Origin of the sequence: Rhodovulum visakhapatnamense, assembly GCF_004365965.1 — a bacterium.
GTDB classification, from domain to species: Bacteria; Pseudomonadota; Alphaproteobacteria; order Rhodobacterales; family Rhodobacteraceae; genus Rhodovulum; species Rhodovulum visakhapatnamense.
The window spans coordinates 35,988-60,513 of sequence record NZ_SOEB01000027.1 but is presented as its reverse complement, the minus strand read 5'-3'; the positions used below and the strand labels follow the sequence as shown (position 1 = coordinate 60,513).

The following is a 24,526-nucleotide window of genomic DNA, read 5'->3' as shown; positions in this document are numbered from 1 at the left end:
CGACCCGCTACGACAAGACCGCTGAGAGCTTCCTCGGCTTCATTGACATCACGTCGATCCGTCTCTGGGTCCGCCATTTGTCAACATGACCTAGAGCAGAACGACCTTACGCAGCTGATGGAGTCTACCGAAGCCGACGGACTTACGCGGCTTCGGCCCACACCACTCCATCAGATTTTCCCTTCACGCGGGATCTGCGAAAGCAGTTCCAGCAATGCGGAAGATCAGGAAATGTGTCCACTAACCGTCTTCCCAAGCAATTCCGGGAAAGGAGGCCCCCTCTGTCAGGACAGTTGTCACCGCTCGTAATTTTGGCAGCATGATCTGAGGCGGGCGGGACACGATGATGACTTGGCGTATTCACCGGAACGGAAGGCTGCGGTTGTCGCGAAGATGCTGCCGCCGACAAATTGGTCCAGAATCAAACTCAACAGCGGCGAGTTCCTCCTTGCCTGGCACGAATGGCGCGCCGATCCGGCCTCTTACGTCCCTCCGCAAGATCGGGCATAACCGGCCCGAGACCAAGACCCAGACCACCCCGAGGACAAGACATGCACGACATCCGCGCCATCCGCGAGACCCCCGACGCTTTCGACGCCGCCCTGGCGCGCCGCGGGCTGGCGCCGGTCTCGCCCGCGATCCTTGCGCTGGACGAATCCCGCCGCGCCAAGATCTCTGCCGCCGAAGAGGCCCAGGCCGCGCGCAACGCCGCCTCGAAGGAGGTCGGTGCCGCCAAGGCCCGCGGCGACGAGGCCGAATTCGAACGCCTGCGCGCGCTGGTGGCCGAGAAGAAGGATGAGATCGCCCGGCTCGATGACGAGGCCAAGGCCGAGGACGCCCGCCTGCGCGACATGCTGATGGGCCTGCCGAACCTGCCGCTGGCCGATGTGCCCGACGGGCCCGACGAGACCGCCAATGTCGAGCGGCACCGCTGGGGCACCCCGTCCGATCTGGGCTTTGCCGCGAAAGAGCATTACCAGCTTCCGGGCGTCGCTGCGGGCATGGATTTCGAAACCGCGGCCAAGCTGTCGGGCGCGCGTTTCGTGGTGCTGAAAGGCGCGGTGGCCCGCATCCACCGGGCGCTGGCGCAGTTCATGCTGGACACCCACGTCACCGAGAACGGGCTGACCGAGGTCAACGCGCCGGTGCTGGTGCGCGAAGAGATGATGTACGGCACCGGCCAGCTGCCGAAATTCGGCGAGGACAGCTATCAGACCCGCGAGGGCTGGTGGCTGATCCCGACCTCGGAAGTGACGCTGACCAACACCGTGAACGACACGCTTCTGGACGAGGCCGACCTGCCCCGCCGGATGACCGCGCATTCGCTCTGCTTCCGGTCCGAGGCGGGCTCGGCGGGCCGCGACACGGCCGGAATGCTGCGCCAGCACCAGTTCGAGAAGGTCGAGATGGTGTCGATCGTGCATCCCGATCAGGGCCTTGATGAACTGGACCGGATGACGCGCTGCGCCGAGGGGATCCTGGAAAAGCTTGGCCTGCCTTACCGGACGGTTGTGCTTTGCACCGGCGACATGGGCTTTGGCGCCCGGCGCACCCATGATCTGGAGGTCTGGCTGCCGGGACAGGCGACCTATCGCGAGATTTCCTCGGTGTCCTATTGCGGCGATTTCCAGGCCCGGCGGATGAATGCCCGATTCCGGCCCGCGGGCGGCGGCAAGCCCGACCACGTCCACACCCTGAACGGGTCGGGCCTTGCGGTGGGGCGCTGCCTGATCGCGGTGCTGGAAAACGGCCAGCGCGAGGACGGATCGGTCGCCCTGCCCAAGGCGCTCGCTCCCTGGCTCGGCGGCAAGACGCTGCTGACAGTTGAAGGAGAACTGGCATGATCGACCCGGTCAAGGCGGTCCTCGTCTTCGTCGCCACTGTTTTCTTCGTCGCCTCGGCGGTGATGCCCGGCGGGTTCTCGGGCTTCGAGCCCTCGCAATTCCCGATCCCGCAGGACGATCCGCCGGTGCAGCCCGCGGGCTATGCCTTCGCGATCTGGGGCGTGATCTATGTCTGGCTGGTGATCTCGGCAGGCTTCGGGCTCTTCCGCCGGGCGAGCGACGGCGCCTGGGAGCGCTGCCGCCTGCCGCTGATTCTGTCGCTTGCCCCGGGTGCGGCCTGGATCGGGGTCGCGCAGCTCTCGCCGGTCTGGGCGTCGCTGCTGTTGTGGTGGATGGCCGCCATGGCGATCTGGGCGCTGGTCGAGACGCCTCTGGTCGACCGCTGGTGGCTGCAGGCGCCGGTCGGGCTTTATGCGGGCTGGCTGACCGCGGCCAGCTGGGTCTCGGTCGGCCTTTTGGGCGCGGGCCACGGCATCGTCTTCGGCGAAACCGCTTGGGCCCTGATCGCGCTTCTGGGCGCGCTGGCGACCGGGGCGGCGGTGCTTTTCCCGCTCGACCGCGCGCCCGCCTATGGCGTGGCGCTGATCTGGGGCCTTGGCGGGATCGTCGTCGCGAACCTTTTCAGCGCGCCGCTCGTCGCCATCGCCGCACTTGCCGGTGCCGTCGTGATCGGCTTTCTCACGGTGCGCGCCGCCACCTGAGGCGCGCCACTCCGGCTCCATTGCGCGGCCTGCGCCGGTTCATGGGTATTTAGGCCAAGAAGAAGAGACGGGCTGGGCTTCTTCTTGGTTCAAATACCCATGACGGACCAGACGAAGACGGGCACCGCCTTTAGGGCGGGGCGGAGCCGGATCAGCTGCCGGCCTTCTTCTCAATGTGCTTTCTGAGCCGCGAGGGCGTCTTTTTCTTCCTGGCCCGGAACGGGTTGCGGTCGCCCTGGCCGCGGAAGGTCAGCCGGATCGGGGTGCCCGGCATCTCGAAATCCTCGCGCAGACCGTTGACCAGATAGCGGCGATAGCTTTCCGGCAGCTTCTCGGGAACCGAGGCCATCACCACGAAGGCCGGTGGCCGGGTCTTGACCTGGGTCATGTAGCGCAGCTTGATCCGGCGCCCGCCGGGCGCGGGCGGCGGGTGCATCTCGAGCATGCCCGCGAGCCAGCGGTTGAGCCGTGCGGTCGGCACCCGGCGGTTCCAGACCGTATAGGCCGAAATCACCGCATCATGCAGCCGGTCGAGCCCCCGCCCGGTCAGCGCCGAAACCGTCACCAGCGGCGCGCCGCGCAGCTGCGGCAAAAGCCGTGCGAATTCCTCTTTCAACGCAATCAGCTTGTCCTGACGGTCGGTCTCGAGATCCCATTTGTTGACCGCGATGACCACCGCGCGGCCCTCGCGCTCGGCCAGATCGGCGATCTTGAGGTCCTGCGCCTCGAACGGGATCTGCGCATCGAGCAGTACGACCACGACCTCGGCGAACTTGACCGCCCGAAGCCCGTCCGACACCGACAGCTTTTCCAGCTTGTCCTGGACCTTGGCGCGCTTGCGCATGCCTGCGGTGTCGAACAGCCGGACCGGCGTTCCCTGCCAGTCCATCGACAGCGAAATCGAATCGCGGGTGATGCCCGCCTCGGGGCCGGTCAGCAGCCGGTCCTCGCCGAGGATCTGGTTGATCAGCGTCGACTTGCCGGCATTGGGCCGCCCGACCACCGCGACCTGCAGGGGCCGCGCGGCGGTCGGCATCCGGACCGGAGCCTCCATGTCCTCGTCGTCGTCCTCGGACAGATCGACGTCGACCTCGGGCGCGGCCTCGGCATCGATCCGGGCCTCGGCGGCCTCGATCAGCGGGGCAAGCACGGCATGCAGCTCGGCCATGCCCTCGCCATGTTCGGCCGACAGCCTGAGCGGCTCGCCAAGGCCCAGCGCATAGGCCTCAAGGAACCCCGCATCGGCGGCGCGGCCCTCTGACTTGTTGGCGCCGAGGATGACATGGGCGGATTTCTTGCGCAGGATGTCGGCAAAGACCTCGTCGGCGGCCAGAACGCCCGCCCGCGCGTCGATCATGAAGAGACAGGCATCGGCCATGCCGACCGCGCGCTCGGTCAGCTTGCGCATGCGGCCCTGCAGGCTTTCGTCGGTCGCCTCTTCCAGCCCGGCCGTGTCGACCACGGTAAAGCGCAGATCGCCGAGCCGCGCCTCGCCCTCGCGCAGGTCGCGGGTCACACCGGGCTGGTCGTCGACCAGCGCCAGGCGCTTGCCCACCAGACGGTTGAACAGCGTCGACTTGCCGACATTGGGCCGGCCGACGATGGCCAGGGTAAAACTCATGGGTCTCTCCGAACCGGATCAGACCGACCGCCTACACCATCCCGGGCCTAGCGGAAAGCCTCGAGTTCCCCGCGCTCGGACAGCACGTAAAGCGTACCGCCCGCTACCACCGGCCGCGACGCGGCCCCGCCGGGCAGGTCGATTTCCGCCAGCACCGCGCCCGAGGCCGGGTCGAAGCCCCGAAGCCAGCCGTCATCCGAGGCGACCCAGATCCGCCCGCCCGCGAGGATCGGCCCGTAATGGGCATAGACGGCCTTGCGTTTCTTGGGCTTCTTCTTGGTAAAGTACGGCAGATCCACCGACCAGATCCGGCTGCCGTCGCGGGCGTCGAGCCGCACCAGCTTGTCCTGATCGGTCATGAAGAAGACCGAGCCGCCCACCGGCAGCATCGCGCCATAGGCGCCGTCCTCGGCAGTCCAGATCCGTTCGCCCGAATTGACATCCAGCGCGACCGAGCGGCCCGACTGGTTGCCCGCGAAAAGCACATTGCCCGCGACCACCGGATCGCCGGTGATGTCGGTCACCGAGGCATAGACCGCGCCGCGCCGCTGACCGGCGACCGCCGCACCCCAGACGCGCACCCCGCTTTGCCGCAGGGTCGCGACAAGATCGGCCGAACTTAAGGGGAAAATTGCCAGCCGGTCGGTCACCGCGGGCGCGGCGCCCCCCAGCATTCCGGCGGGCGCGGGCGTGCCCGGGATCTGCCATTGCACCCGGCCGTCGGCAGCCGAAATCGCCCAGGCGCGGTTGTCGCGGCTGACGAAATAGACGATGCCGTCGCGATAGGCGGGCGGACCCGAAATCGCGGCATCGGCCTTCTGGGTCCAGAGCTCGGCCCCGGTCGCCGGATCCAGCGCGATCAGCGTGCCATAGCCCGTGGTGGCGAACAGCCGCCCGTCGCCATAGGCGAGCCCGCCGCCGCTGACATCCTTGCCGCGCTTGCCCTCGGGCCGCAGGTCGGCCTTCCACAGGACCTTGCCCTCGGCCGAGACGGCCGCGGCCTGGCTGCGCGCATCGAGCGTGTAGATCACCCCGCCCGCAACCACCGGCGGCGCGGTGATCCGGTAGCGCCGGCTGTTGCCCGCCCCGATCGAGGCCGACCAGATCCGCGCGGGCGTGGCCGACAGCGCCGCATGGGGCGTCAGATGTTCCGGATTGCCGCCCAGCTGCGGCATGTCGGCCACCGCCTGCGCGGCCGGCAGCGCGATATCGCGCGCCTCGGGCAGCGCGGGCTGCGCCGTCTCGAGGCCCAGGGCCTCGCGCACGCCCAGCCGTTCGCCCGGCAGGATCTCTTCCTTGTCGCCGCACCCCGCGACCAGGGCGACCAGCGCCAAGACGCTCGTTACATGGCCGAATTTCACTGTCGCTGTCCCCTCGATCCTGGGCTCGTCCTGTCTGGCTGTCCGGCCGCCTGCGGCCGCATCAGCCGGCGTCCGGCGATCCGCCGAGCGCCACAATCAACCGACTGGCGCGCTGACGCAAGTCCGCGCTGGCCTCGGCATCGTCAAGCAGGCCGCGCAGCCGGTCCAGCGCGGCATCGGTACGGTCCGCGTCGATCTCGGCATAGGCCATCTGTTCCAGCGCCAGCGTCCGGAACGGGCGCCCCGGCGCCGCCAGCGGCTCCAGCGCGGCCAGCCGCGCCTCGGGCGTCATGTCGCTGCCCCGCATCAGAACAAGCTTCAGCGCCGCCAGATCCGACAGGTAGGGCGGCAGGGAGGCATCGGCGGCAACGGCATCGAGCCGCTCGGTCGCGGCGATCCGCCCGGCCGCATCAGGCGCCTCGGCGGCGGCCAGAAGCGCGACCAGCGCGCCCGCCGGGCCGTCGGCGCCGATCCGGCCCAGCGCCTCGGCGCGGGCCGCGGCATCGCGGATCTCGATCGCATCGAGAATGCTGTCGCCCAGCGCCTGCGCGGCGGCCTCCTGCCGGGCGATGCTCCACTCGCGCCAGGCGGCGGCACCGACCAGTCCGACGATGATCAGGGCCGCGATCCAGCCATAGCGGCGCATCCAGGCGAACAGGCGGTCGCGGCGGACCTCGTCGGTCACTTCCTGGATGAAACTGTCGGGATTGGTCATGGGCGTCTCGGCGGTCCGGCTGCTTGGGCTCTGCTTGCGCCCGTCTTAGCGCAGCGCTTGCCCCTTTGCAAAGCCCCGCGACCATGGCCGCCGCACGGCGCCGGAACGCTTGTACCCCCTGCCCGTTTGATCGTACCATCTGCGCATGGATCAAGGCGGCCGGTCCGGGCCCGTCCCGCGCCGACCCGCCTTGCCGGGACGGCCGCGACCGGCCCCGAAGCGCGCGACGAGAAAGGCAAGGCTGTCCATGCGTTGGATCTCGATGCTCACCGCCCTGCTGGTGACGGTCGGCTTTTACCTGCTGATGATGGAACGGGACCGCGTGATGGTCTTTGCCGGGGTGGAACCCGCTCCCGCGCCAGCCGCAGATACCGGCGGCTCCGGTCCCCAGAAGGTGTCCGTCCTCGTGCAGCGCAGCACGGCGCAGCAGGTTCAGGGCGGCGTCCGGCTTCGCGGCGAGACCGAGGCCGCGCGCAGTGTCGAGGTGCTGGCCGAAACCGACGGCCGGGTGATCTCGGAGCCGCTGAAAAAGGGCAGTGCCGTCGCGGCCGGGCAGACGCTCTGCCGGATCGAGCCGGGTACGCGGCCCTCGGCGCTGGCCCAGGCCCGGGCGGTGCTGGCCGAATCCCGCGCGCGTCTGCCCGAGGCGCGCGCCGCCGTCGCCCAGGCCCGCGCCCAGCTGGACGAAGCCCGGATCAACGACCGCGCCGCCCGGCGGCTGTCGCAAGAGGGCTATGCCTCGGACACGCGGGTCGCCGGAACCGCTTCGGCGGTCTCGACCGCCGAGGCGGCGGTGGCCTCGGCCACGGCGGGGCTCGAGGCGGTCGAAACCGCCCGCAAGACCGCCGAGGCCCAGGTCGCGACCGCCGAGATCGAGATCGAGCGTCTGACCATTGCCGCCCCCTTCGCGGGTGTGCTGGACGAGGACACGGCCGAGCTGGGCACGCTGATGCAGCCCGGCCTGCCCTGCGCCACGGTGATCGCGCTCGACCCGATCCGGCTGGTGGGCGCGGTGCCAGAGACCGAGGTCGACAAGATCCGCGTCGGCGCGCCCGCCGGAGGCCGGCTGCTCTCGGGACAGGAGATCGCGGGCCGCGTCGCCTTCGTCGCACGCACCACCGATCCCGCCACCCGTACCTTCCGCGTCGAGGTCGAGGCGCCCAATGCCGACGGGGCGATCCGCGCCGGGCAAAGCGTCGAGATCGGCATCGCCGGCCCCGCCCGCAGCGGCCATCTGGTCCCGGCTTCGGCGCTGACGCTGGACGATGCCGGGCGGCTCGGGCTGCGCTATGTCGATGACACCCGCCATGCCCGCTTTGCCCCGGTCGAGGTGATCCGCGACGCCCCCGAGGGCATGTGGGTCGCGGGCCTGCCCGACAGCGCCGAGGTGATCGTGGTCGGACAGGAATTCGTGTCGGACGGCACGCCGGTCGAGGTCAGTTATCGCGAGAGCCCGCAATGACCGGTCTTGTCGACTGGGCCGCCGCGCGGGCCCGCATGGTCGTGGCTTTCGTCCTGATGTCGCTGGTCGCGGGCGCGCTGGCCTATATCGAGCTGCCCAAGGAGGGCGAGCCCGATATCGAGATCCCGGCGCTGTTCATCTCGGTGCCCTTCCCCGGCATCTCGGCCGAGGATGCCGAGAAGCTGCTGATCAAGCCGATGGAAACCGAGCTGTCCGATCTCGACGGGCTCGATTCGATGACCGCGACGGCGCGCGAGAACTATGCCGGGGTGGCGCTGGAATTCGAATTCGGCTGGGACAAGACCAAGATCCTCGCCGATGTCCGCGACCGGATGAACAAGGCCGAGGCCGATTTTCCCGACGGCTACGAGAAATACACGATCTCCGAAATCAACTTCTCGGAATTTCCGATCCTCGTCGTGAACCTCGCGGGCGAGGTGCCGGAACGGACGCTGGTGCGTGCGGCCAAGGACCTGCAGGACCGGCTCGAGGCGCTCGACCCGGTGCTCGAGGTCTCGATGGCGGGCCAGCGCGACGAGATGCTCGAGGTGATCCTCGATCCGCTGAAGCTCGAATCCTACAACGTGACGGCGCAGGAACTGGTCAATGTCGTCACCGCCAACAACCAGTTGATCGCCGCCGACGAGGTCGAGACGGCGAACGGCGCCTTCGCGGTCAAGATCCCGGCTTCTTTCGACGATCCCTCGGACGTCTATGACCTGCCGGTCAAGGTCAACGGCAACCGGGTGGTGCGGCTGGGCGATCTGGCCGAGATCCGGCTGACCTTCGAGGACCGCAGCTCGACCGCGCGCTTCAACGGCGAGCCGACGCTGGCGCTGCAGGTGGTCAAGCGCAAGGGCTTCAACATCATCGACACCTCGCGGCTGGTGCGGGACGAGGTCGAGAAGGCCCGCGCGGACTGGGCGCCAGAGCTGCGCCAGGCCATCGTCGTCACGACCTCGAACGACCAGTCGACCAATGTGGAATCGATGGTGCGCCAGCTTGAAGGGTCGGTTCTGACCGCCATCGCGCTGGTGATGGTGGTGGTGCTGGCCTTTCTCGGCACCCGCTCGGCGCTGCTGGTGGGCTTCGCGATCCCGACCTCGTTTCTCTTGTGTTTCGTGCTTCTGGCGATCCTCGACGTGACGGTATCGAACATCGTCATGTTCGGGCTGATCCTCGCGGTCGGCATGCTGGTCGACGGCGCCATCGTGGTCGTGGAATATGCCGACCGCCGCATCGCCGAGGGCACCGGCCCGATGCATGCCTTCGCCGATGCGGCCAAGCGGATGTTCTGGCCCATCGTCAGTTCGACCGCGACGACGCTGTGCGCCTTCCTGCCGATGCTCTTCTGGCCCGGCGTCGCGGGCGAGTTCATGGGGCTTTTGCCGGTCACGCTGATTTTCGTGCTGTCGGCAAGCCTGGTGGTCGCGCTGGTCTACCTGCCGGTGGTGGGCGGGGTCGCGGGCCGGTTTTCGCGGGTGCTCTGGCGCATCACCGAGCGGCTGAGGCCCTTGCCGAAGGGTTTGCGTCTCGGGCTGATGGCGCTGGCGCTGGCGACGGCCTTCCTCGGCGCGATGCGGATGCTGAACCCGGCCTGGCCCGCGCCCGGCCCGGCCAGTTCGGGCCCGATCGAGATGCTGCCGGGACTGGCGCTGTTCACGCTGGGGCTGATCGGCTGTTCGCTGGCGGTGAACGCGCTGCGGGACCCGCGGCCCGAGCCGGTCAAGGCGGGCTACCGCCCGACCCTCTTCGGCCGGCTGATCCGCGCCATCGCTGGCAATCCGGTGATGCCGCTGGTCACTGCCGGGGCCGTGCTCGCCTTCGTCGCCGGGGTCTTCGTCTATTACGGCAAGCACAATAACGGGGTCGAGTTCTTCGTGAAGACCGAACCCGAACAGGCCATCGTCTATGTCCGGGCGCGGGGCAACCTGTCGATCGACGAGAAGGACGCGATGGTGAAGGCGGTCGAGCGCGTCGTGCTGACCGAACCCGGGGTCGAGAACGTCTTCTCCTTCGCAGGAGAGGGCGGCCTGAGCCAGAACACGGGCGGCGCGAGCCCGCCGCTCGACACCATCGGCCAGGTTCAGATCGAGCTGCAGAAATGGCAGGAGCGCGCTGCCGACCCCGATCTGCATGGCGGCCTGATCCTCGCACGGATCGAACGCAAGCTGGCCGGGATCCCCGGCATCCGGACCGAGATCCTGAACCTGTCGGATGGCCCCGCCTCGGCCAAGCCGGTGCATCTGCGGCTGAAGGGCGACAATTGGGACGATCTGTCGGCGGCCGCCCGGATCGCCCTCGACCGGTTCGAGGCCACCGAGGGGCTGCGCGACATCGAGGATACCCGCCCCCTGCCCGGCATCGACTGGCAGGTCGATGTCGATACCGAAGAGGCCGGCCGCTTCGGCGCCTCGGCGGTGCTGGCGGGCCAGATGGTCCAGCTGGTCACCCGCGGCATCCTGCTCGACACCATGCGGGTGCCGTCCTCGGACGAGGAAATCGACATCCGCGTGCGCCTGCCGGAACGCGACCGGCTGCTGTCCACGCTCGACACCCTGAAGGTGCGGACCGAAGTCGGACTGGTGCCGCTGTCGAATTTCGTGACGATCGCGCCGGTGCGCAAGATCGGGCGGATCAACCGGGTCGACGGCAAGCGCTATTTCGACGTCAAGGCGGCGGTGGCCGACGGGCTCACGACAGCCGAGGGCCAGCCTATCAACGCCAATGAGCGGATCGCGACCCTCACCCGCTGGCTCGACACCGCGCCGTTCCCGCAGGGCGTCAGCTGGGAATGGACCGGCGATCAGGAGGACCAGGAGGAAAGCACGGCCTTCCTGTCGAAGGCCTTCACCGCGGCGCTGGGGCTGATGTTCATCATCCTGCTGGCGCAGTTCAACAGCTTCTACAATTCGGTGCTGGTTCTGCTGGCGGTGGTGCTGTCCTCGGCGGGCGTGCTGATCGGGATGCTGGTGATGGGCCAGCCCTTCTCGATCATCATGACCGGCACCGGCGTGGTGGCGCTGGCGGGGATCGTCGTGAACAACAACATCGTCCTGATCGACACCTATCAGGACTATGCCCGCTACATGCCGCGGATCGAGGCCATCGTGCGCACCTGCGAGGACCGCATCCGCCCGGTTTTCCTGACCACGGTCACCACCATGGCGGGCTTGCTGTCGATGATGCTGGGGGTCAGCTTCGACTTTGCCAATGGCGGCTATACCATGGGCAGCCCGGCCTCGCTGTGGTGGACCCAGCTCGCGACGGCGGTGGTCTTCGGGCTGGGCGTGGCGACGGTGCTGACGCTGGTCTTCACGCCCTCGCTGCTGGCGCTCCGCGAATGGGTGCGGGCGGGCGCCTATGCATCCCTGCGCCGTCTGGCGGCACTCAGCGCGGGCCCCGACAGCCGCGCGGCCCGCGACCTGGCGCTGACCCGCGCCGCCGCGCGGCTCGATGGGCCCGAGATCGTCTGGACCGAGGCCCCGGAGCCAACCGGGGCCGCCGGGGCGGCGGCAGGCAAGCCAGACGGCCTTCGCGCCGCCGAATGATCGCGCCCCCTGCCCCGGCGCGGGGCCATGTGGCGAGCCGGGGTGCCATGGGTATTTTTGCCAAGAAGAAGAGGGATCGAGCGCGGACCGGGTCCGGGCGGATCGTTTGGCGAGGCCGCGCCGGAGCCGGGCGCGGTCATTCGGCCGCGATATCCTCGTCCTCGCCCGCCTGCTGGCGCTGCCACATCGCGGCGTAGCGGCCGCCGCGGGCCAGAAGCGCCTCATGCGTGCCGCGCTCGACCACATGGCCGTCCTCCAGCACCACGATCTCGTCGGCATCGACGATGGTCGACAGCCGGTGGGCGATGGCGATCACCGTGCGGCCTTCGCCCATCGCCTTGAGTTCCGACTGGATGCCCGCCTCGGTCTCGGAATCAAGCGCCGAGGTGGCCTCGTCGAGCAGCAGGATCGGCGGGTTCTTCAGAAGCGTCCGGGCGATGCCCACGCGCTGTTTCTCGCCGCCCGACAGCTTGAGCCCGCGTTCGCCGACCAGCGTCTCATAGCCCTTGGGCAGCGTTTCGACGAAGTCGTGGATCTTGGCGGCGCGGGCCGCGGCCTCGATTTCGGCGGGGCTCGCGTCGGGGCGGCCATAGGCGATGTTGTAAAGGATGGTGTCGTTGAACAGAACCGTGTCCTGCGGCACGACGCCGATGGCGCGGTGCAGGCTGTCCTGGGTGACCTCGCGCAGGTCCTGACCGTCGATGGTCACCGCGCCGCCGGTCACGTCGTAGAAGCGGAAGAGAAGCCGCCCGATGGTGGACTTGCCCGCCCCCGACGGCCCGACGATGGCGACCTTGCGTCCCGCCGGGACGGAAAACGAGACGCCCTGCAGGATCGGCCGCTCGGGCTCGTATCCGAAACGCACGTCGCGGAACTCGACCGCGCCGCCCGTCACCTTCAGCGCGGGCGCGCCGGGCCGGTCGGTGACCTCGGCGGGCTGTTCCAGAAGGGCGAACATGTCACCCATGTCGATCAGGCTTTGGCGGATCTCGCGATAGACCGCGCCGAGGAAGTTCAGCGGCATGGTGATCTGGATCATGTAGGCATTGACCATCACGAAATCGCCGACCGTCAGCTTGCCCGCCTGTACCCCCAGCGCGGCCATGACCATCACCGCGATCATGCCAAGCGTGATGATGAAGGCCTGGCCGAAATTCAGCAGCGCCAGCGAATAGGAGGTCTTGATCGCGGCATCTTCATAGCCTTCCATCGCGCGGTCGTAGCGGTCGGCCTCGCGGGCCTCGGCGCCGAAATACTTGACCGTCTCGAAGTTCAGCAGGCTGTCGATGGCCTTCTGGTTCGCGTCGGTGTCCTGGTCGTTCATCCGGCGGCGGATCTTCACCCGCCAGTCGGTGACGACGAAGGTGAACTTGAAATAGACCGCGATCACCGCCGCCACGACGCCGAGATACCACAGATCGAAGGCCAGCGCGAAGACGACGCCCACCATCGCCAGCTCGACGATCAGCGGGCCGATGCTGAAGAGAAGAAAGCGCAGCAGGAACTCGACGCCCTTCACGCCGCGTTCCATCACCCGCGACAGCCCCCCGGTCTTGCGCGAGATGTGATAGCGCAGCGACAGCCGGTGGATATGGGTGAAGGTTTCCAGCGCCAGCCGCCTCAGCGCGCGTTGCCCGACCCGGGTGAAGATCGCGTCGCGCAGCTGCTGAAAGCCGGTATTCATCAGCCGCGCCATGCCATAGGCGACGGTCAGACCGACCGCGCCCACGGCCAGCAGCAGCGTGTCGTCGCGGGTCTCGCCGGTCAGGCTGTCGACGGCGGCCTTGTAAAGGAACGGCGTGCCGACCGAGACCACCTTGGCCAGCAGAAGGGCGGCCAGCGCCAGGACGACCCGGCGCTTGACCCAGCCCTGACCCGGGGGCCAGAGATAGGGCGCGACCTTGCGGATCGTGCGCATGCCCTGCTCGCGGTCGAACTGCGACAGATCTGCGGTTGTGGGGCGTTTGCCACGGCGCATCGATAGCCTTCCTTGGGGAGCGCGGCAGACCCTAGCGCCGGATGCCGGAAAAGGCCAGCGACGCGCGGGCTACTCGCCCCGAGGAAGATCGAAGATCTGGCCGGGATAGATCAGATCGGGGTCGCGGATCTGGCTGCGATTGGCCTCGAAGATCTTTACGTATTGCATGCCCCGGCCATAGGTGCGGTCGGCGATGCCCCACAGCGTGTAACCCGGTTGCACGGTGATCACCCGGACCCCGGTCGCGCCCCCGGGCCCTGCGGGCGGCGCGGCGGTGGCTGCGATTTCGGCCGGAGCCTCGCGGTGGAAGGGCGTCTCGAAGCGCGCGGCGACGCTGCCGTCTGCGGCCAGCAGATCGGCCCGCAGCGCATGAAGCCCGGCACCGATCTCGGGGGCATGCAGCATCCAGCGCCCGGCGCTGTCGATTCCGGTCTCGGCCAGCGGCGCGTTGTCGAGATAGAGCCGCAGCGCGCCGCCGGGCCGGCCGCGCCCGGCAAGGCGCACTGCCCCATCGGCATCGTAGGTGATCGCGTCGAGCGTCACGCCCGAGACCGGCGGGGCCTCCCCGGCCTGCGGCGGCGCGACGAGACGCACCCCCCCGGCATCGGAAATCAGGATCGCGGGGGCGGCGTGCGGGGCCTCGATCACGGGTCTTACCGCCGGGGCGGCACCAGAGGCGCCGATGTCCGACAGGCCCTCCGCCGCCGCCGGTCCGGGAACTGGCGCGCCAACATCGGCCGCCTGTGCGCCCGCCTGTGCGACCGCCTGTGCGACCGCCTGCGCGCCCCCGGCCGCCGGTTCGGCCTCGACGGCGGGCGAAGCCGGAGATGGAGCGGGCGATGGGGCGAGGATCACCGTTGCCTCAGAGGGGGTCTTGCGCCCGTCGGCGCTGCGCATCGAGAGCGAGATCCGGCGCGGATCGCGGCTCTGGTCCAGATCGAACAGCACCGCGAAATCGCCATCGGCGCCAACCTCGGTGCGGGTGGCTTCGCGGCCTTCGACCAGAACCGCGACGGAACTGCCGGGCTCGGCGCGGCCCGCGACCAGCGCGCCGCCCTCGGGGCCGACCCGCACCACGTCGAAAACGGGCGGCTTGGTGTCCGGCGGCGGCGCAAGGTCCGAGCGGTCGTCCAAAGGCGTTGCCCCGGCAGGCGCCTGTCCGGTCGCGGGTACGGCTTGAGGCGCTGCGGCGTCCGGGCTGCGGCTGGGCGCGTCCGTCGATGGCGCGGCCCCGGGCGCCTGACCGTCTGCCTTTCGGTCGTCGTCGCGGCCGAGGAACCAGGCGGCGACCATCAGCACCAGCACCGCCTCGCCGCCGAGGATCGCCCAGGTCCAGACCGACCGCTTGCTCTCCGACATCGCCTTCCCCATCTGCGCGCGTCCCCGCCAGGCGAGCGCCTTGCGAGACCATACCAACCCCGCTATCACGGGTCCAGAAAACCGATCCCGCAGGCGCCCCATGACCCTTCAAAACCCCTCGATCTGTGTCTTCTGCGGCTCACGCGACGGCACGCGCCCCGACTATCCCGAAGCCGCCGAGGCGCTCGGCCATGCGCTGGCCGAGGCGGGCTGGCAGCTTGTCTATGGCGCGGGCGATGTCGGGCTGATGGGGCGGGTCGCGCGGGCGGCGCAGGCCTCGGGCGGGCGGACCTTCGGGGTGATCCCCATGCACCTGCTCGACCGCGAGGTCGGCAAGCGCGACCTCTCGACCTTCATCGTGACCGAGAACATGCACGAGCGGAAGAAGGTCATGTATATGAATTCCGACGCGATCGTGGTGCTGCCGGGCGGCGCCGGGTCGCTGGACGAGTTCTTCGAGGTGCTGACCTGGCGCCAGCTGGGGCTGCACGCCAAGCCGATCTATCTGCTGAACACGGCGGGTTTCTGGAACCCGCTGAGCGCGCTCATCCACCACTTCATCGACGAGGGCTTCGCCGAGCCGTCGCTGGCGGCCTATGTCCGGGTGGTGCCGGATGTGCCCGCCCTGATGGCGGACCTGCGCGAGGCCCTGTCCTGCCGCAGGCTTTCGGCCGAATAAAGCGCCAGCGCCGTCCAGATCAGGGCGAAGGCCAGGATGTGCCAGCCGGTGAAGGGCTCGCGGAAGACCAGCGTCGCCACCATCACCTGCAGCGTCGGGTTCAGATACATCACCAGCCCCACCGTCGCGAAATTGACCCGCTTGGTGGCATAGCTGAACAGCATCAGCGGCACCGCCGTCAGCGGCCCGGAAAAGACCAGAAGCAGGCTGTCGCCAAGATCCTGGCCGAAGGCGCCCAGCGCCCGCCCGGTCAGCCCGGGCCAGCCCGCGACATGCACCCCCCAGAGCCAGACCACCGCCAGCGGCAACAGCAAGACGACCTCGGCGGTGACCGACACGACCGGCCCGGCGGGCACGCCACGCTTGGCCAGCCCGTAAAGCGCGAAGGTTCCCGCCAGCGCCAGCGACAGCCAGGGGGCGACGCCGAGCCCCCAGGTCAGAGCCGCGACGGCCACGGTGGCGATGCCCACCGCGCCCCATTGCAGGGCCGAGGGCCGTTCGCCCAGTGCCGCGAAGCCCACCGCCACCGCGACCAGCGGAAAGATGTAATAGCCAAGGCTCGCCTCGACCGCATGGCCGATCTGGATCGCGTAGATGAAGAAGAACCAGTTGGTCGAGATCATCACCGCCGCCGCCGCCACCAGCCAGAGCGCCCGGGCCTGACCGAAGAGCCGCCAAAGTTCGCCAAGCCGCCCCTGCACCGCCAGCACCAGCCCGAAGAAGACCAGCGACCAGATCGTCCGGTGGCTCAGCACCTCAAGCGGCGGGACATGGGCCAGAAGCTTGTAATACATCGACGAGAGGCCCCAGATCGCCGAGGCCCCCACCATCGCCAGAACGCCCTTCGCGGCCGGGCTGAGCGGGCTCATCGCGCCGCCATGAAGCGGGCGAGCCGGGCCAGACCCTCCTCGATATCGGCAGTCGAACGGGCATAGGAAAAGCGCAGCGTGCCCGCCCCCCTCTCGGGGTCGAAATCGAGCCCCGGGGTCACCGCCACCCCTGCCTTTTCAAGGATCTCGGCGGCGAAGGCGCGGCTGTCGGTCGTCAGGTCCGACACATCGGCATAGACGTAGAACGCGCCGTCGGGCGGCGCGATCCGGGTAAAGCCCGCCTTGGGCAGCCCCTCCAGCATCAGCGCGCGGTTCTTCCGGTAGACCTCCAGATTGGCCTGCAGCTCGTCGCCGCAATCGAGCGCCGCGAGCGCCGCGACCTGGCTGGCATGGGGCGCGCAGATAAAGAGGTTCTGCACCAGACGCTCGACCCGGCGGACATGATCCTCGGGCACCACCATCCAGCCGACCCGCCAGCCGGTCATCGAGAAATACTTGGAAAACGAGTTGATCACATAGGACTCGTCGGTGATCTCAAGCGCGGTCACGGCTTTGCGCTCATATTCGATGCCGTGATAGATCTCGTCCGAAATGAAGGCCGCGCCGCGCGCCTCGGCCGCCCCGATCAATGCGCCCAGCGCGTCGCGGTCGAGCATCGTGCCCGAGGGGTTGGCGGGCGAGGCCACCAGCAGCCCGTCGAGATCTTCGGGCAGATCGCCCGGCACCGGTTGCAGCCGGTGCTGGCTTTCGGTCCGGATCATCACGGGTTCCAGCCCCAGCGCCTTGAGGATCGCCTTGTAGGACGGATAGCCCGGCGCGCCGATCCCGACCCGCGCACCGACATCGAAAAGCGAGGTGAAGGCCAGCGTGAACCCGCCCGAGGACCCCGGCGTCACCACCACCCGGTCTGGGTTCAGATCGACCCCGTACCAGTCGCGGTAAAGCGTGGCGATCCGGGCGCGCAGCGCGGGCAGGCCAAGCCCCACGGTATAGCCCAGGGGGCCTTCCTCCATCGCGCGGGCCAGCGCCTTGCGGGCGGCCGCGGGCGCGGGCGTGCCGGGCTGGCCCACCTCCATGTGGATGATCCTGCGGCCCTGCGCCTCGGCGCGGGTGGCGGCCTCCATCACATCCATCACAATGAAGGGATCGACCTCGCCCCGGCTTGAAACCTTCATGCCCGTCTCCTTAGGGTGCCTGCCAGTTGCAGGCTTTCTTCCAGCCGAGAGGGGCGAGGTCAATGGCAGCCATGACAGGACTGGCGCGCGGCCTGGCGGGCCTCGCCCTGGCGCTGATCGTCCTGCTCGCGCCGATGGCCGCGCGGGCGCAATCGCTGATCCGCGACGCGGAGATCGAATATGCGCTGAAACGCCTGACCCAGCCGCTGGCGGTCGCCGCCGGGCTCAGCCCGCAGCGGCTGCGCGTGATGGTGCTGCAGGACTCGAGCCTCAACGCCTTCGTGCTGGATGGCCAGACCATCATGGTCCATTCGGGGCTTCTGCTGCGGCTGGAAAGCGCGGGCGAGTTGCAGGCGGTGATCGCGCACGAACTGGCCCATATCGCGAACGGCCATATCACGCGCCGGCTTGCCAACATCCGCGGCGCGGGGTCCGCCGCCGGCATGGGGCTGTTGATGTCGCTGGCGGTCGCGGCCACCGGTAATGCCGACGCCGCCGCGGGACTGGCGATGGGCAGTTCCTCGACGGCGCAGCGGCTTCTTTTCGCCCATACCCGGGCCGAAGAGTCCTCGGCCGATCAGGCCGGGGCGCGCTACATGGCCCGCGCCGGGATCTCGCCCCAGGCGATGGTCGATGTGCTTGAAATGTTCCGCGGTCAGGAGGCCCTGTCCGAGACCCGGCAGGACCCCTATGTCCGCACCCATCCCCTGCATGCCGACCGGCTGCGCAGCGTGCGCGGCTATGCCAGCGCCTACAAGGGCACAGCCCAGCCCGATGCCGAGGCCGATTACTGGTTCGCCCGGGCGCGCGGCAAGCTGGGCGCCTTCCTGCAAAGCCCGCGCTATACCCTGCGCCGGGCGGAAAAGGACAAGACCGCCATCGGCATGATGCGCCGCGCCGTGGCCTGGCACCGGACGCCCGATGCGAAACGGGCCATGGCCGAGCTTGCCCGGCTGGAGGCCGCCCAGGGCGGCGACCCGTTCGTGCAGGAGCTGAAAGGCCAGATCCTGCTGGAATCCCGTCAGTTCGGCCCGGCCGCCCAGGCCTATGCCCGGGCCGTCCGGATGGCCCCGAACGAGCCCCTGATCCTCGCGGGCTACGGGCGCGCGCTGCTGGCGCTCGACCGCCCCGGCGAGAACCGGCAGGCGCTCGACGCGCTCGAGAAGGCCCGCGCCCGCGATCCGTTCGACCCGCGCATGCTGCGCGATCTGGCGGTGGCCTATGCCCGCACCGGAAATAACGGCATGGCCTCGGTCGCGACCGCCGAACGCTATGCGATCATGGGCCGGATGGACACGGCGGGCGTCCATGCGCGCCGGGCCGAGGGTCTGTTGCCGCGCGGCTCGCCGGGCTGGCTGCGGGCCGACGACATCCTCGCCGCCGCGGAACGGAGCGCGCGCAAATGAAGGCGCTGGCCGTCCTGATCCTTCTGGCCGCCGGATCGCCCGCCCTCGCCGGGCTGACCGCCGACGAACGAGCCGCCTTCCGCGCCGAGCTGCGCGCCTATCTGCTGGACCATCCCGAGGTGATCCGCGAGGCGCTGGAGGGCGCCGAAGCGCGCCGGATGGAACGCCACGTGACCAGCGATCTTGACCTGATTGCTGCCCATGCGGATGAGCTTTTTCACGCGCCGGATGACTGGACCGGCGGCACTCCCGAGGGCGACGTGACGCTGGTCAGCTTCGTCGACTACCGCGCCGAGGGCGCCGCGCGGGCATTGGACGCGGCGCTGGAAACCGCTGCCGAGGACGGGCGGCTGCGGCTCGTGGTCAAGGACGCGCCCGATCCCGGGAATCCCGAGGCCCTGCGGGCCGCACGGTTCGCTCAGGCCGTGCTTCGGCTTGCGGGGCCCGACGCCTATGGCACCGCTCAGGCCGGGCTTCTGGCGGCGAAAGGGCCGCTTGACCGGGCCGCGCTCGACCGGATCGCCGCAGCGCTGGGGCTTGACCCGGCGGCCGTTGCGGCCCGGATGGACGCCCCGGACATCGCGACGAAGCTTGCCGGGACGCAGGCGCTTGCCGAGGCGCTCGATCTGGGGCCGGCCCCGGCCCAGGTGCTGAACCGCACGCTCGTCCGGGGCGACGTGCCCGCCGTCGCGCTGTCGCGGATGGTCGAGGCAATGCGCCGCAAGAAGTGACCTCGGCGCCCGCATTTGCCCATTGGCCCGGCGCCCGGGATGTGGTCGAAGAGGGACCGACCCGCGTCACCACGAACGGAGAGAGCCGATGACCCGCATGACCGCCGCCGCGCTGATGGCCCTTGGCCTCGCCGCTCCCCTCGCCGCCCCCGCCCAGGCGTTCGATCTGACCGACATGAGCGCCGCCGACCGCGAGGCGTTCCGCGCCGAGGTGCGGTCCTATCTGATGGACAATCCCGAGGTGCTGATGGAGGCCATCGGCGTGCTCGAACAGCGTCAGGCCGACGCCCAGGCGCAGAACGACGAGACCCTGGTCAAGGTCAATGCCAAGGACATTTTCGAGGACGGCTTTTCCTGGGTCGGCGGCAATCCCGAGGGCGACGTGACCCTGGTCGAGTTCACCGACTACCGCTGCACCTATTGCCGGAAGGCCTATTCGGAAGTGACGCAGCTGATCGAGGGCGACGGAAACATCCGCTTCGTGGTGAAGGAATTTCCGATCCTCGGCGACCAGTCGGTCCTGTCCTCGCGCTTTGCCATCGCGGTCCAGCAGGTCGCGGGCGACGCGGCCTATGCCAAGGTTCATGACGCGCTGATCACCTTCCGCGGCAATGTCACCGACGACTCGCTGAAACGGCTGGCCGAGGAGAACGGTCTTGACGCAACGGCGGTTCTCGAGCGGATGAAGGCGCCTGAGGTGGAGAAGGTCATCGCCGAGAACCACGCGCTGGCGCAACGGCTGCAGATCTCGGGAACCCCGACCTTCATCCTCGGAGACCAGATGATCCGCGGCTACGTCCCGCTGGACGGTATGAAGCAACTGGTCGCGGACGTCCGCGCCGACTGAGCCCACAGAAAAAGCACCCCAGGAAAGTTCGCGAACTTTCCTGGGATGTTATGCCAAGGCCTTCTCATATACGTGCCGGGTCCCGCGCAAAATTCTTCGCCGAAGAATTTTGGCCCCCAGCGGCGACCGAACGCCCTATTCCGCCGCTTCCGCCTCGGACGCGGCCCGTGCCGCGTCGATCTCGGCGGCCTTCTTCTCGACCTCCTCGACGATATGCTCGATCATCGCCTCGTTCGAGATCCGGTGGTCCTGCTTGCCCGCCAGATAGACCATCCCGTTGCCGTTGCCGCCACCGGTAAAGCCGACATCGGTCATCAGCGCCTCACCCGGCCCGTTGACGACACACCCGATGATCGAAAGGCTCATCGGCGTCTTGATATGTTCAAGCCGCTTCTCCAGCGCCTCGACGGTCTTGATCACGTCGAAGCCCTGTCGCGCGCAGGACGGGCAGGAGATGATGTTGACGCCCCGGTGCCGCAGCCCCAGCGCCTTGAGGATCTCGTAGCCGACCTTGATCTCCTCGACCGGATCGGCCGAGAGCGACACCCGCAGCGTGTCGCCGATTCCCATCCACAGAAGGTTGCCAAGCCCGATCGCCGACTTGATGGTGCCCGGCACGAAGCCGCCCGCCTCGGTGATCCCCAGATGGATCGGCGCCTCGGTCACTTCTGCGATGCCCTGATAGGCGGCCGCGGCCAGGAACACGTCGGAGGCCTTCACCGAGATCTTGAACTCGAAGAAGTCGTTATCCTCGAGGATCCGGATATGTTCGAGCGCCGACTCGACCATCGCCTCCGGGCAGGGTTCGCCGTATTTCTCGAGCAGGTGCTTTTCCAGCGACCCGGCATTCACCCCGATCCGCATCGAACAGCCATGGTCGCGGGCGGCCTTGATGACCTCCTTGACGCGCTTTTCGTCGCCGATATTGCCGGGATTGATCCGCAGGCAGGCAGCCCCCGCCTCGGCGGCCTCGATGCCGCGCTTGTAGTGGAAATGGATGTCGGCCACGATCGGCACCGGGCTTTCGGCGACGATCTCCTTCAGCGCGCGCGACGAGTCCTCGTCGGGCACCGAAACCCGCACGATATCCGCGCCCGCCTCGGCCGCCCGCAGGATCTGGCCAAGGGTTCCCTTCACATCGGTCGTGACCGTGTTGGTCATGGTCTGGACCGAGATCGGGGCGTCGCCACCGACGGCCACGGGACCGACATGGATCTGACGGGACTTGCGACGGTCGATGCTGCGCCAGGGGCGCACGGCGTTGAGAGACATGGGTCTACCTGTCCGGGCGTTGGTGAATCCACCTTTTGGATAGAAGATTCCCCGCCTCGGCGCAACGCGCGGCCTTGCCGCGCCCCCCCACCGGCAGCACAGCACCGGCCCACCCGTCGGCAGGACCGTGCGCCGCGAAACACACCGGCCCCGCCGCGAAAGGCGACGGGGCCGGTCTTGCAAGATTACCGCGCTCCGCGCGAACCGGCGCGGCCGTCCGGATCAGGCGCGGGCTTCGCGGATCAGCCGCAGGATGTCGTTCGCCGCGGCCGGGATGTTGGTCCCCGGGCCGAAGATCGCCTTGACGCCGGCATTCTGCAGGAACTCGTAATCCTGATGCGGGATGACGCCGCCGCAGATGACGATGATGTCTTCGGCCCCCTGTGCCTTCAGCGCCTCGATCAGCTTCGGCGCCAGGGTCTTGTGGCCTGCCGCCAGCGACGAGATCCCGATCACGTGGACGTCGTTGTCGATGGCGTCCCTTGCTGCCTCTTCGGGGGTCTGGAACAGCGTGCCCACATCGACGTCGAAGCCGATATCGGCAAAGGCCGTCGCGATCACCTTGGCACCGCGGTCATGCCCGTCCTGCCCCATCTTCACGACCAGCATCCGCGGCCGCCGCCCTTCTTCCTCGGCGAAGTCCTCGACCGATTTCTGGATCGCGGCAAAGCCCTCGTCGCCCTCGTAAGCCGCGCCATAGACGCCCGACAGCGTCTTGACCTCGGCGCGGTGTCTCCCGAACACCTTTTCCATCGCCATGCTGATTTCTCCCACCGTGGCGCGCGCCCGCGCCGCCTCGACCGCCAGCCGCAGCAGGTTCCCCTCGCCGCTGGCCGCCGCCTGTTCCAGCGCCTCGAGCGCCGCCGTGCAGGCCGCCGGATCGCGGGTGGCACGGATCTTCTCGATCCGGGCGATCTGGCTGTCGCGCACCTTCATGTTGTCGACATCGAGAATGTCGATCTCGTCTTCCTTCGCTAGGCGGAACTTGTTCACGCCCACGATCACCTCTTCGCCGCGGTCGACACGGGCCTGCCAGCGCGCGGCGGCCTCCTCGATCCGAAGCTTGGGCATGCCCGTGGCCACCGCCTTGGTCATGCCGCCCATCTCGTCGATTTCCTCGATGATCGCCCAGGCGGCATCGGCCAGATCCGCGGTCAGCTTCTCGACATAATAGGACCCCGCCAGCGGATCGACGACCTTGGTGACCTTGGTCTCGTTCTGCAGGATCAGCTGGGTGTTCCGCGCGATCCGGGCCGAGAACTCGGTCGGCAGGGCGATCGCCTCGTCGAAGGCGTTGGTATGCAGCGACTGGGTGCCGCCCAGAACCGCGCTCATCGCCTCATAGGCGGTGCGGACCACGTTGTTATAGGGGTCCTGCTCGGCAAGGCTCACCCCCGAGGTCTGGCAGTGGGTGCGCAGCATCAGCGATTTGGGGTTCTTCGGCCCGAATTCGGTCATGATCCGGTGCCACAGGAACCGCGCCGCGCGCAGCTTGGCGATTTCCATGAAGAAATTGGTGCCGATGGCGAAGAAGAAGGACAGCCGCCCGGCGAAGGCATCGACATCGAGCCCGCGCGCCAGCGCCGTCTTCACGTATTCCTTGCCGTCGGCCAGCGTGAAGGCAAGCTCCTGCACCAGGTTCGCGCCCGCCTCCTGCATGTGATAGCCCGAGATCGAGATCGAGTTGAAGCGCGGCATGTCGGTCGAGGTGAACTCGATGATATCCGCGATGATCCGCATCGAGGGTTCGGGCGGATAGATATAGGTGTTCCGGACCATGAACTCTTTCAGGATGTCGTTCTGGATGGTCCCGGAAAGCTGCTTGCGCTCGACGCCCTGCTCCTCGCCCGCGACGATGAAGTTCGCGAGGATCGGGATCACCGCGCCGTTCATCGTCATCGAGACCGAGATCTCGCCCAGCGGGATGCCGTCGAACAGGATCTTCATGTCCTCGACGCTGTCGATGGCGACGCCCGCCTTGCCGACATCGCCGACCACGCGCGGGTGGTCGCTGTCGTAGCCGCGGTGGGTCGCAAGGTCGAAGGCGACGGACACGCCCTGCTGACCCGCGGCCAGCGCCTTGCGGTAGAAGGCGTTCGATTCCTCGGCCGTCGAGAAGCCTGCATATTGCCGGATCGTCCAGGGGCGGCCGGTATACATCGTGGCCTTGGGCCCGCGCGTGAACGGCGCCTCGCCAGGAACCGAGCCCATATGCGCCAGCCCCTCGGTATCGGCCTCGGTGTAAAGCGGCTTGACGGCAATCCCCTCGGGGGTCTCCCAGGTCAGGCTGTCGAGCGGCTTGCCGCGCAGTTCCTTTTCGGCCATCGCGGCCCAGCGTGTGGTCTTGTCCGTCATCGGATCTGTCCTTCTTCTGCTTGGCCCGCGCCGGGCGCGGGTTCAGACTTCGCTTTCCGCCCGCCTGCACCTATATCTGGGCCGACAGGAGGGCTCATGAAAAAATACCTGACGATCTTGGCATGGGCCGCGCTGGTTCCGCTGGCGGGCACCGCCGATGCGGTCAGCGAACCCGAGCCGCTGGCGCGCTGGGAAGCCGACCGCAGCGTGGTACTGGATGCCGCAGGCGTCCGGCTGTCAGATTTCCACTGGATGGCACGGCCGGTGGTGGTCTTCGCCGACAGCCCGGCCGATCCGCAATACCGGACCCAGATGCAGCTTCTGACCGACCGCATCGACGAGCTCGCCGAACGCGATGTGGTGGTGATCGCCGATACCGACCCCGAGGCCCAGACCGAGCTGCGCACGAAACTGCGCCCGCGCGGCTTCATGCTGGTGCTGATCGGCAAGGATGGCGGCGTGAAGTTCCGCAAGCCCCTGCCCTGGAACGTGCGCGAGATTTCCCGCTCGATCGACAAGATCCCGCTGCGCCAGCAGGAGATCCGCGACCGGCGCTGAGCCCTGCGCTTGCGCAAGGGCGCGCGCTCGCCTATCCTTGGCAGGCTCTCAACGGAGATGTTAGATGGCAAGTCCACGCAA

The 24,526-nt window shown here is 68.5% G+C and carries 18 protein-coding genes and 1 pseudogene; 10 read left to right on the top strand and 9 right to left on the bottom strand.

Annotated features, from left to right (window positions below):
• From EV657_RS18450 to EV657_RS18440, 3 genes and pseudogenes are all read left to right on the top strand, one after another.
• A pseudogene (locus EV657_RS18450) lies at positions 1-89 on the top strand (IS5/IS1182 family transposase); the annotation flags it as partial.
• 462 nt (positions 90-551) lie between these two features.
• Complete coding sequence (gene serS, locus EV657_RS18445; protein WP_134079277.1) at positions 552-1,844, top strand: serine--tRNA ligase; 1,293 nt, start codon at positions 552-554, stop codon at positions 1,842-1,844.
• Positions 1,841-2,545 carry a hypothetical protein gene (locus EV657_RS18440; RefSeq protein WP_113668427.1) on the top strand — a complete coding sequence of 235 codons (705 nt, stop codon included), beginning with the start codon at positions 1,841-1,843 and terminating at the stop codon, positions 2,543-2,545. The genes serS and EV657_RS18440 overlap by 4 nt, the downstream gene beginning before the upstream one ends.
• Positions 2,546-2,696: 151 nt before the next feature.
• Here the strand turns inward: EV657_RS18440 and der are convergent, their stop codons facing one another.
• From der to EV657_RS18425, 3 genes are all read right to left on the bottom strand, one after another.
• Complete coding sequence (der, locus tag EV657_RS18435; RefSeq protein WP_134079275.1) at positions 2,697-4,166, bottom strand: ribosome biogenesis GTPase Der; 1,470 nt, start codon at positions 4,164-4,166, stop codon at positions 2,697-2,699.
• 47 nt (positions 4,167-4,213) lie between these two features.
• On the bottom strand, positions 4,214-5,527 hold the full coding sequence (locus EV657_RS18430; protein WP_113668425.1) for a PQQ-like beta-propeller repeat protein: 1,314 nt from the start codon (positions 5,525-5,527) through the stop codon (positions 4,214-4,216).
• Positions 5,528-5,588: 61 nt separating this feature from the next.
• A complete protein-coding gene (locus EV657_RS18425) occupies positions 5,589-6,242 on the bottom strand; it encodes a tetratricopeptide repeat protein (protein WP_134079273.1) in 654 nt (217 codons plus the stop codon).
• Between the two features lie 247 nt (positions 6,243-6,489).
• Between EV657_RS18425 and EV657_RS18420 the strand changes: the two genes are divergently transcribed.
• The gene (locus EV657_RS18420; protein ID WP_113668423.1) at positions 6,490-7,704 is read left to right on the top strand and encodes an efflux RND transporter periplasmic adaptor subunit; all 1,215 of its coding nucleotides are present in this window, start codon (positions 6,490-6,492) and stop codon (positions 7,702-7,704) included.
• Complete coding sequence (locus tag EV657_RS18415; RefSeq protein WP_134079272.1) at positions 7,701-11,255, top strand: efflux RND transporter permease subunit; 3,555 nt, start codon at positions 7,701-7,703, stop codon at positions 11,253-11,255. Before EV657_RS18420 ends, EV657_RS18415 begins: the two co-directional genes overlap by 4 nt.
• Positions 11,256-11,391: 136 nt before the next feature.
• Here the strand turns inward: EV657_RS18415 and EV657_RS18410 are convergent, their stop codons facing one another.
• Both EV657_RS18410 and EV657_RS18405 read right to left on the bottom strand, forming a co-directional pair.
• The gene (locus EV657_RS18410; RefSeq protein WP_113668421.1) at positions 11,392-13,233 is read right to left on the bottom strand and encodes an ABCB family ABC transporter ATP-binding protein/permease; all 1,842 of its coding nucleotides are present in this window, start codon (positions 13,231-13,233) and stop codon (positions 11,392-11,394) included.
• Between the two features lie 69 nt (positions 13,234-13,302).
• Positions 13,303-14,592: a LysM peptidoglycan-binding domain-containing protein gene (locus EV657_RS18405; protein WP_134079270.1), complete on the bottom strand. Its 1,290-nt coding sequence runs from the start codon at positions 14,590-14,592 to the stop codon at positions 13,303-13,305.
• 100 nt (positions 14,593-14,692) lie between these two features.
• Between EV657_RS18405 and EV657_RS18400 the strand changes: the two genes are divergently transcribed.
• The gene (locus EV657_RS18400) at positions 14,693-15,271 is read left to right on the top strand and encodes an LOG family protein (RefSeq protein WP_075785127.1); all 579 of its coding nucleotides are present in this window, start codon (positions 14,693-14,695) and stop codon (positions 15,269-15,271) included.
• On the opposite strand, the gene rarD is transcribed toward EV657_RS18400, so the two are convergent.
• Together rarD and EV657_RS18390 are read right to left on the bottom strand one after the other, a co-directional pair.
• Positions 15,187-16,140, bottom strand: coding sequence for an EamA family transporter RarD (rarD, locus tag EV657_RS18395; protein WP_134079269.1), 954 nt, complete (start codon positions 16,138-16,140; stop codon positions 15,187-15,189). The two genes, EV657_RS18400 and rarD, sit on opposite strands and share 85 nt — an antisense overlap.
• A complete protein-coding gene (locus tag EV657_RS18390; RefSeq protein ID WP_134079267.1) occupies positions 16,137-17,276 on the bottom strand; it encodes a pyridoxal phosphate-dependent aminotransferase in 1,140 nt (379 codons plus the stop codon). The genes rarD and EV657_RS18390 overlap by 4 nt, the downstream gene beginning before the upstream one ends.
• 62 nt (positions 17,277-17,338) lie before the next feature.
• On the opposite strand from EV657_RS18390, the gene EV657_RS18385 reads away from it, so the two are divergent.
• The 3 genes from EV657_RS18385 to EV657_RS18375 all read left to right on the top strand — a co-directional run bounded on the left by EV657_RS18385 (position 17,339) and on the right by EV657_RS18375 (position 20,260).
• Entirely contained in the window at positions 17,339-18,682 is a 1,344-nt protein-coding gene (locus tag EV657_RS18385) for a M48 family metalloprotease (RefSeq protein WP_243837730.1), read from the top strand.
• Positions 18,679-19,413, top strand: a complete 735-nt coding sequence (locus tag EV657_RS18380) for a DsbA family protein (RefSeq protein WP_113668416.1) — start codon at positions 18,679-18,681, stop codon at positions 19,411-19,413. Before EV657_RS18385 ends, EV657_RS18380 begins: the two co-directional genes overlap by 4 nt.
• 88 nt (positions 19,414-19,501) lie before the next feature.
• A complete protein-coding gene (locus EV657_RS18375; RefSeq protein WP_113668415.1) occupies positions 19,502-20,260 on the top strand; it encodes a DsbA family protein in 759 nt (252 codons plus the stop codon).
• Positions 20,261-20,395: 135 nt separating this feature from the next.
• On the opposite strand, the gene ispG is transcribed toward EV657_RS18375, so the two are convergent.
• On the bottom strand, positions 20,396-21,532 hold the full coding sequence (gene ispG, locus EV657_RS18370) for a flavodoxin-dependent (E)-4-hydroxy-3-methylbut-2-enyl-diphosphate synthase (protein ID WP_075785121.1): 1,137 nt from the start codon (positions 21,530-21,532) through the stop codon (positions 20,396-20,398).
• A 222-nt stretch (positions 21,533-21,754) separates the two neighbouring features.
• A complete protein-coding gene (gene scpA / locus EV657_RS18365) occupies positions 21,755-23,887 on the bottom strand; it encodes a methylmalonyl-CoA mutase (protein WP_134079266.1) in 2,133 nt (710 codons plus the stop codon).
• 96 nt (positions 23,888-23,983) lie between these two features.
• Here scpA and EV657_RS18360 point away from each other — a divergent pair, with 96 nt between their 5' ends.
• Positions 23,984-24,445, top strand: a complete 462-nt coding sequence (locus tag EV657_RS18360; RefSeq protein ID WP_113668413.1) for a DUF4174 domain-containing protein — start codon at positions 23,984-23,986, stop codon at positions 24,443-24,445.
• Positions 24,446-24,526 lie beyond the last annotated feature (81 nt).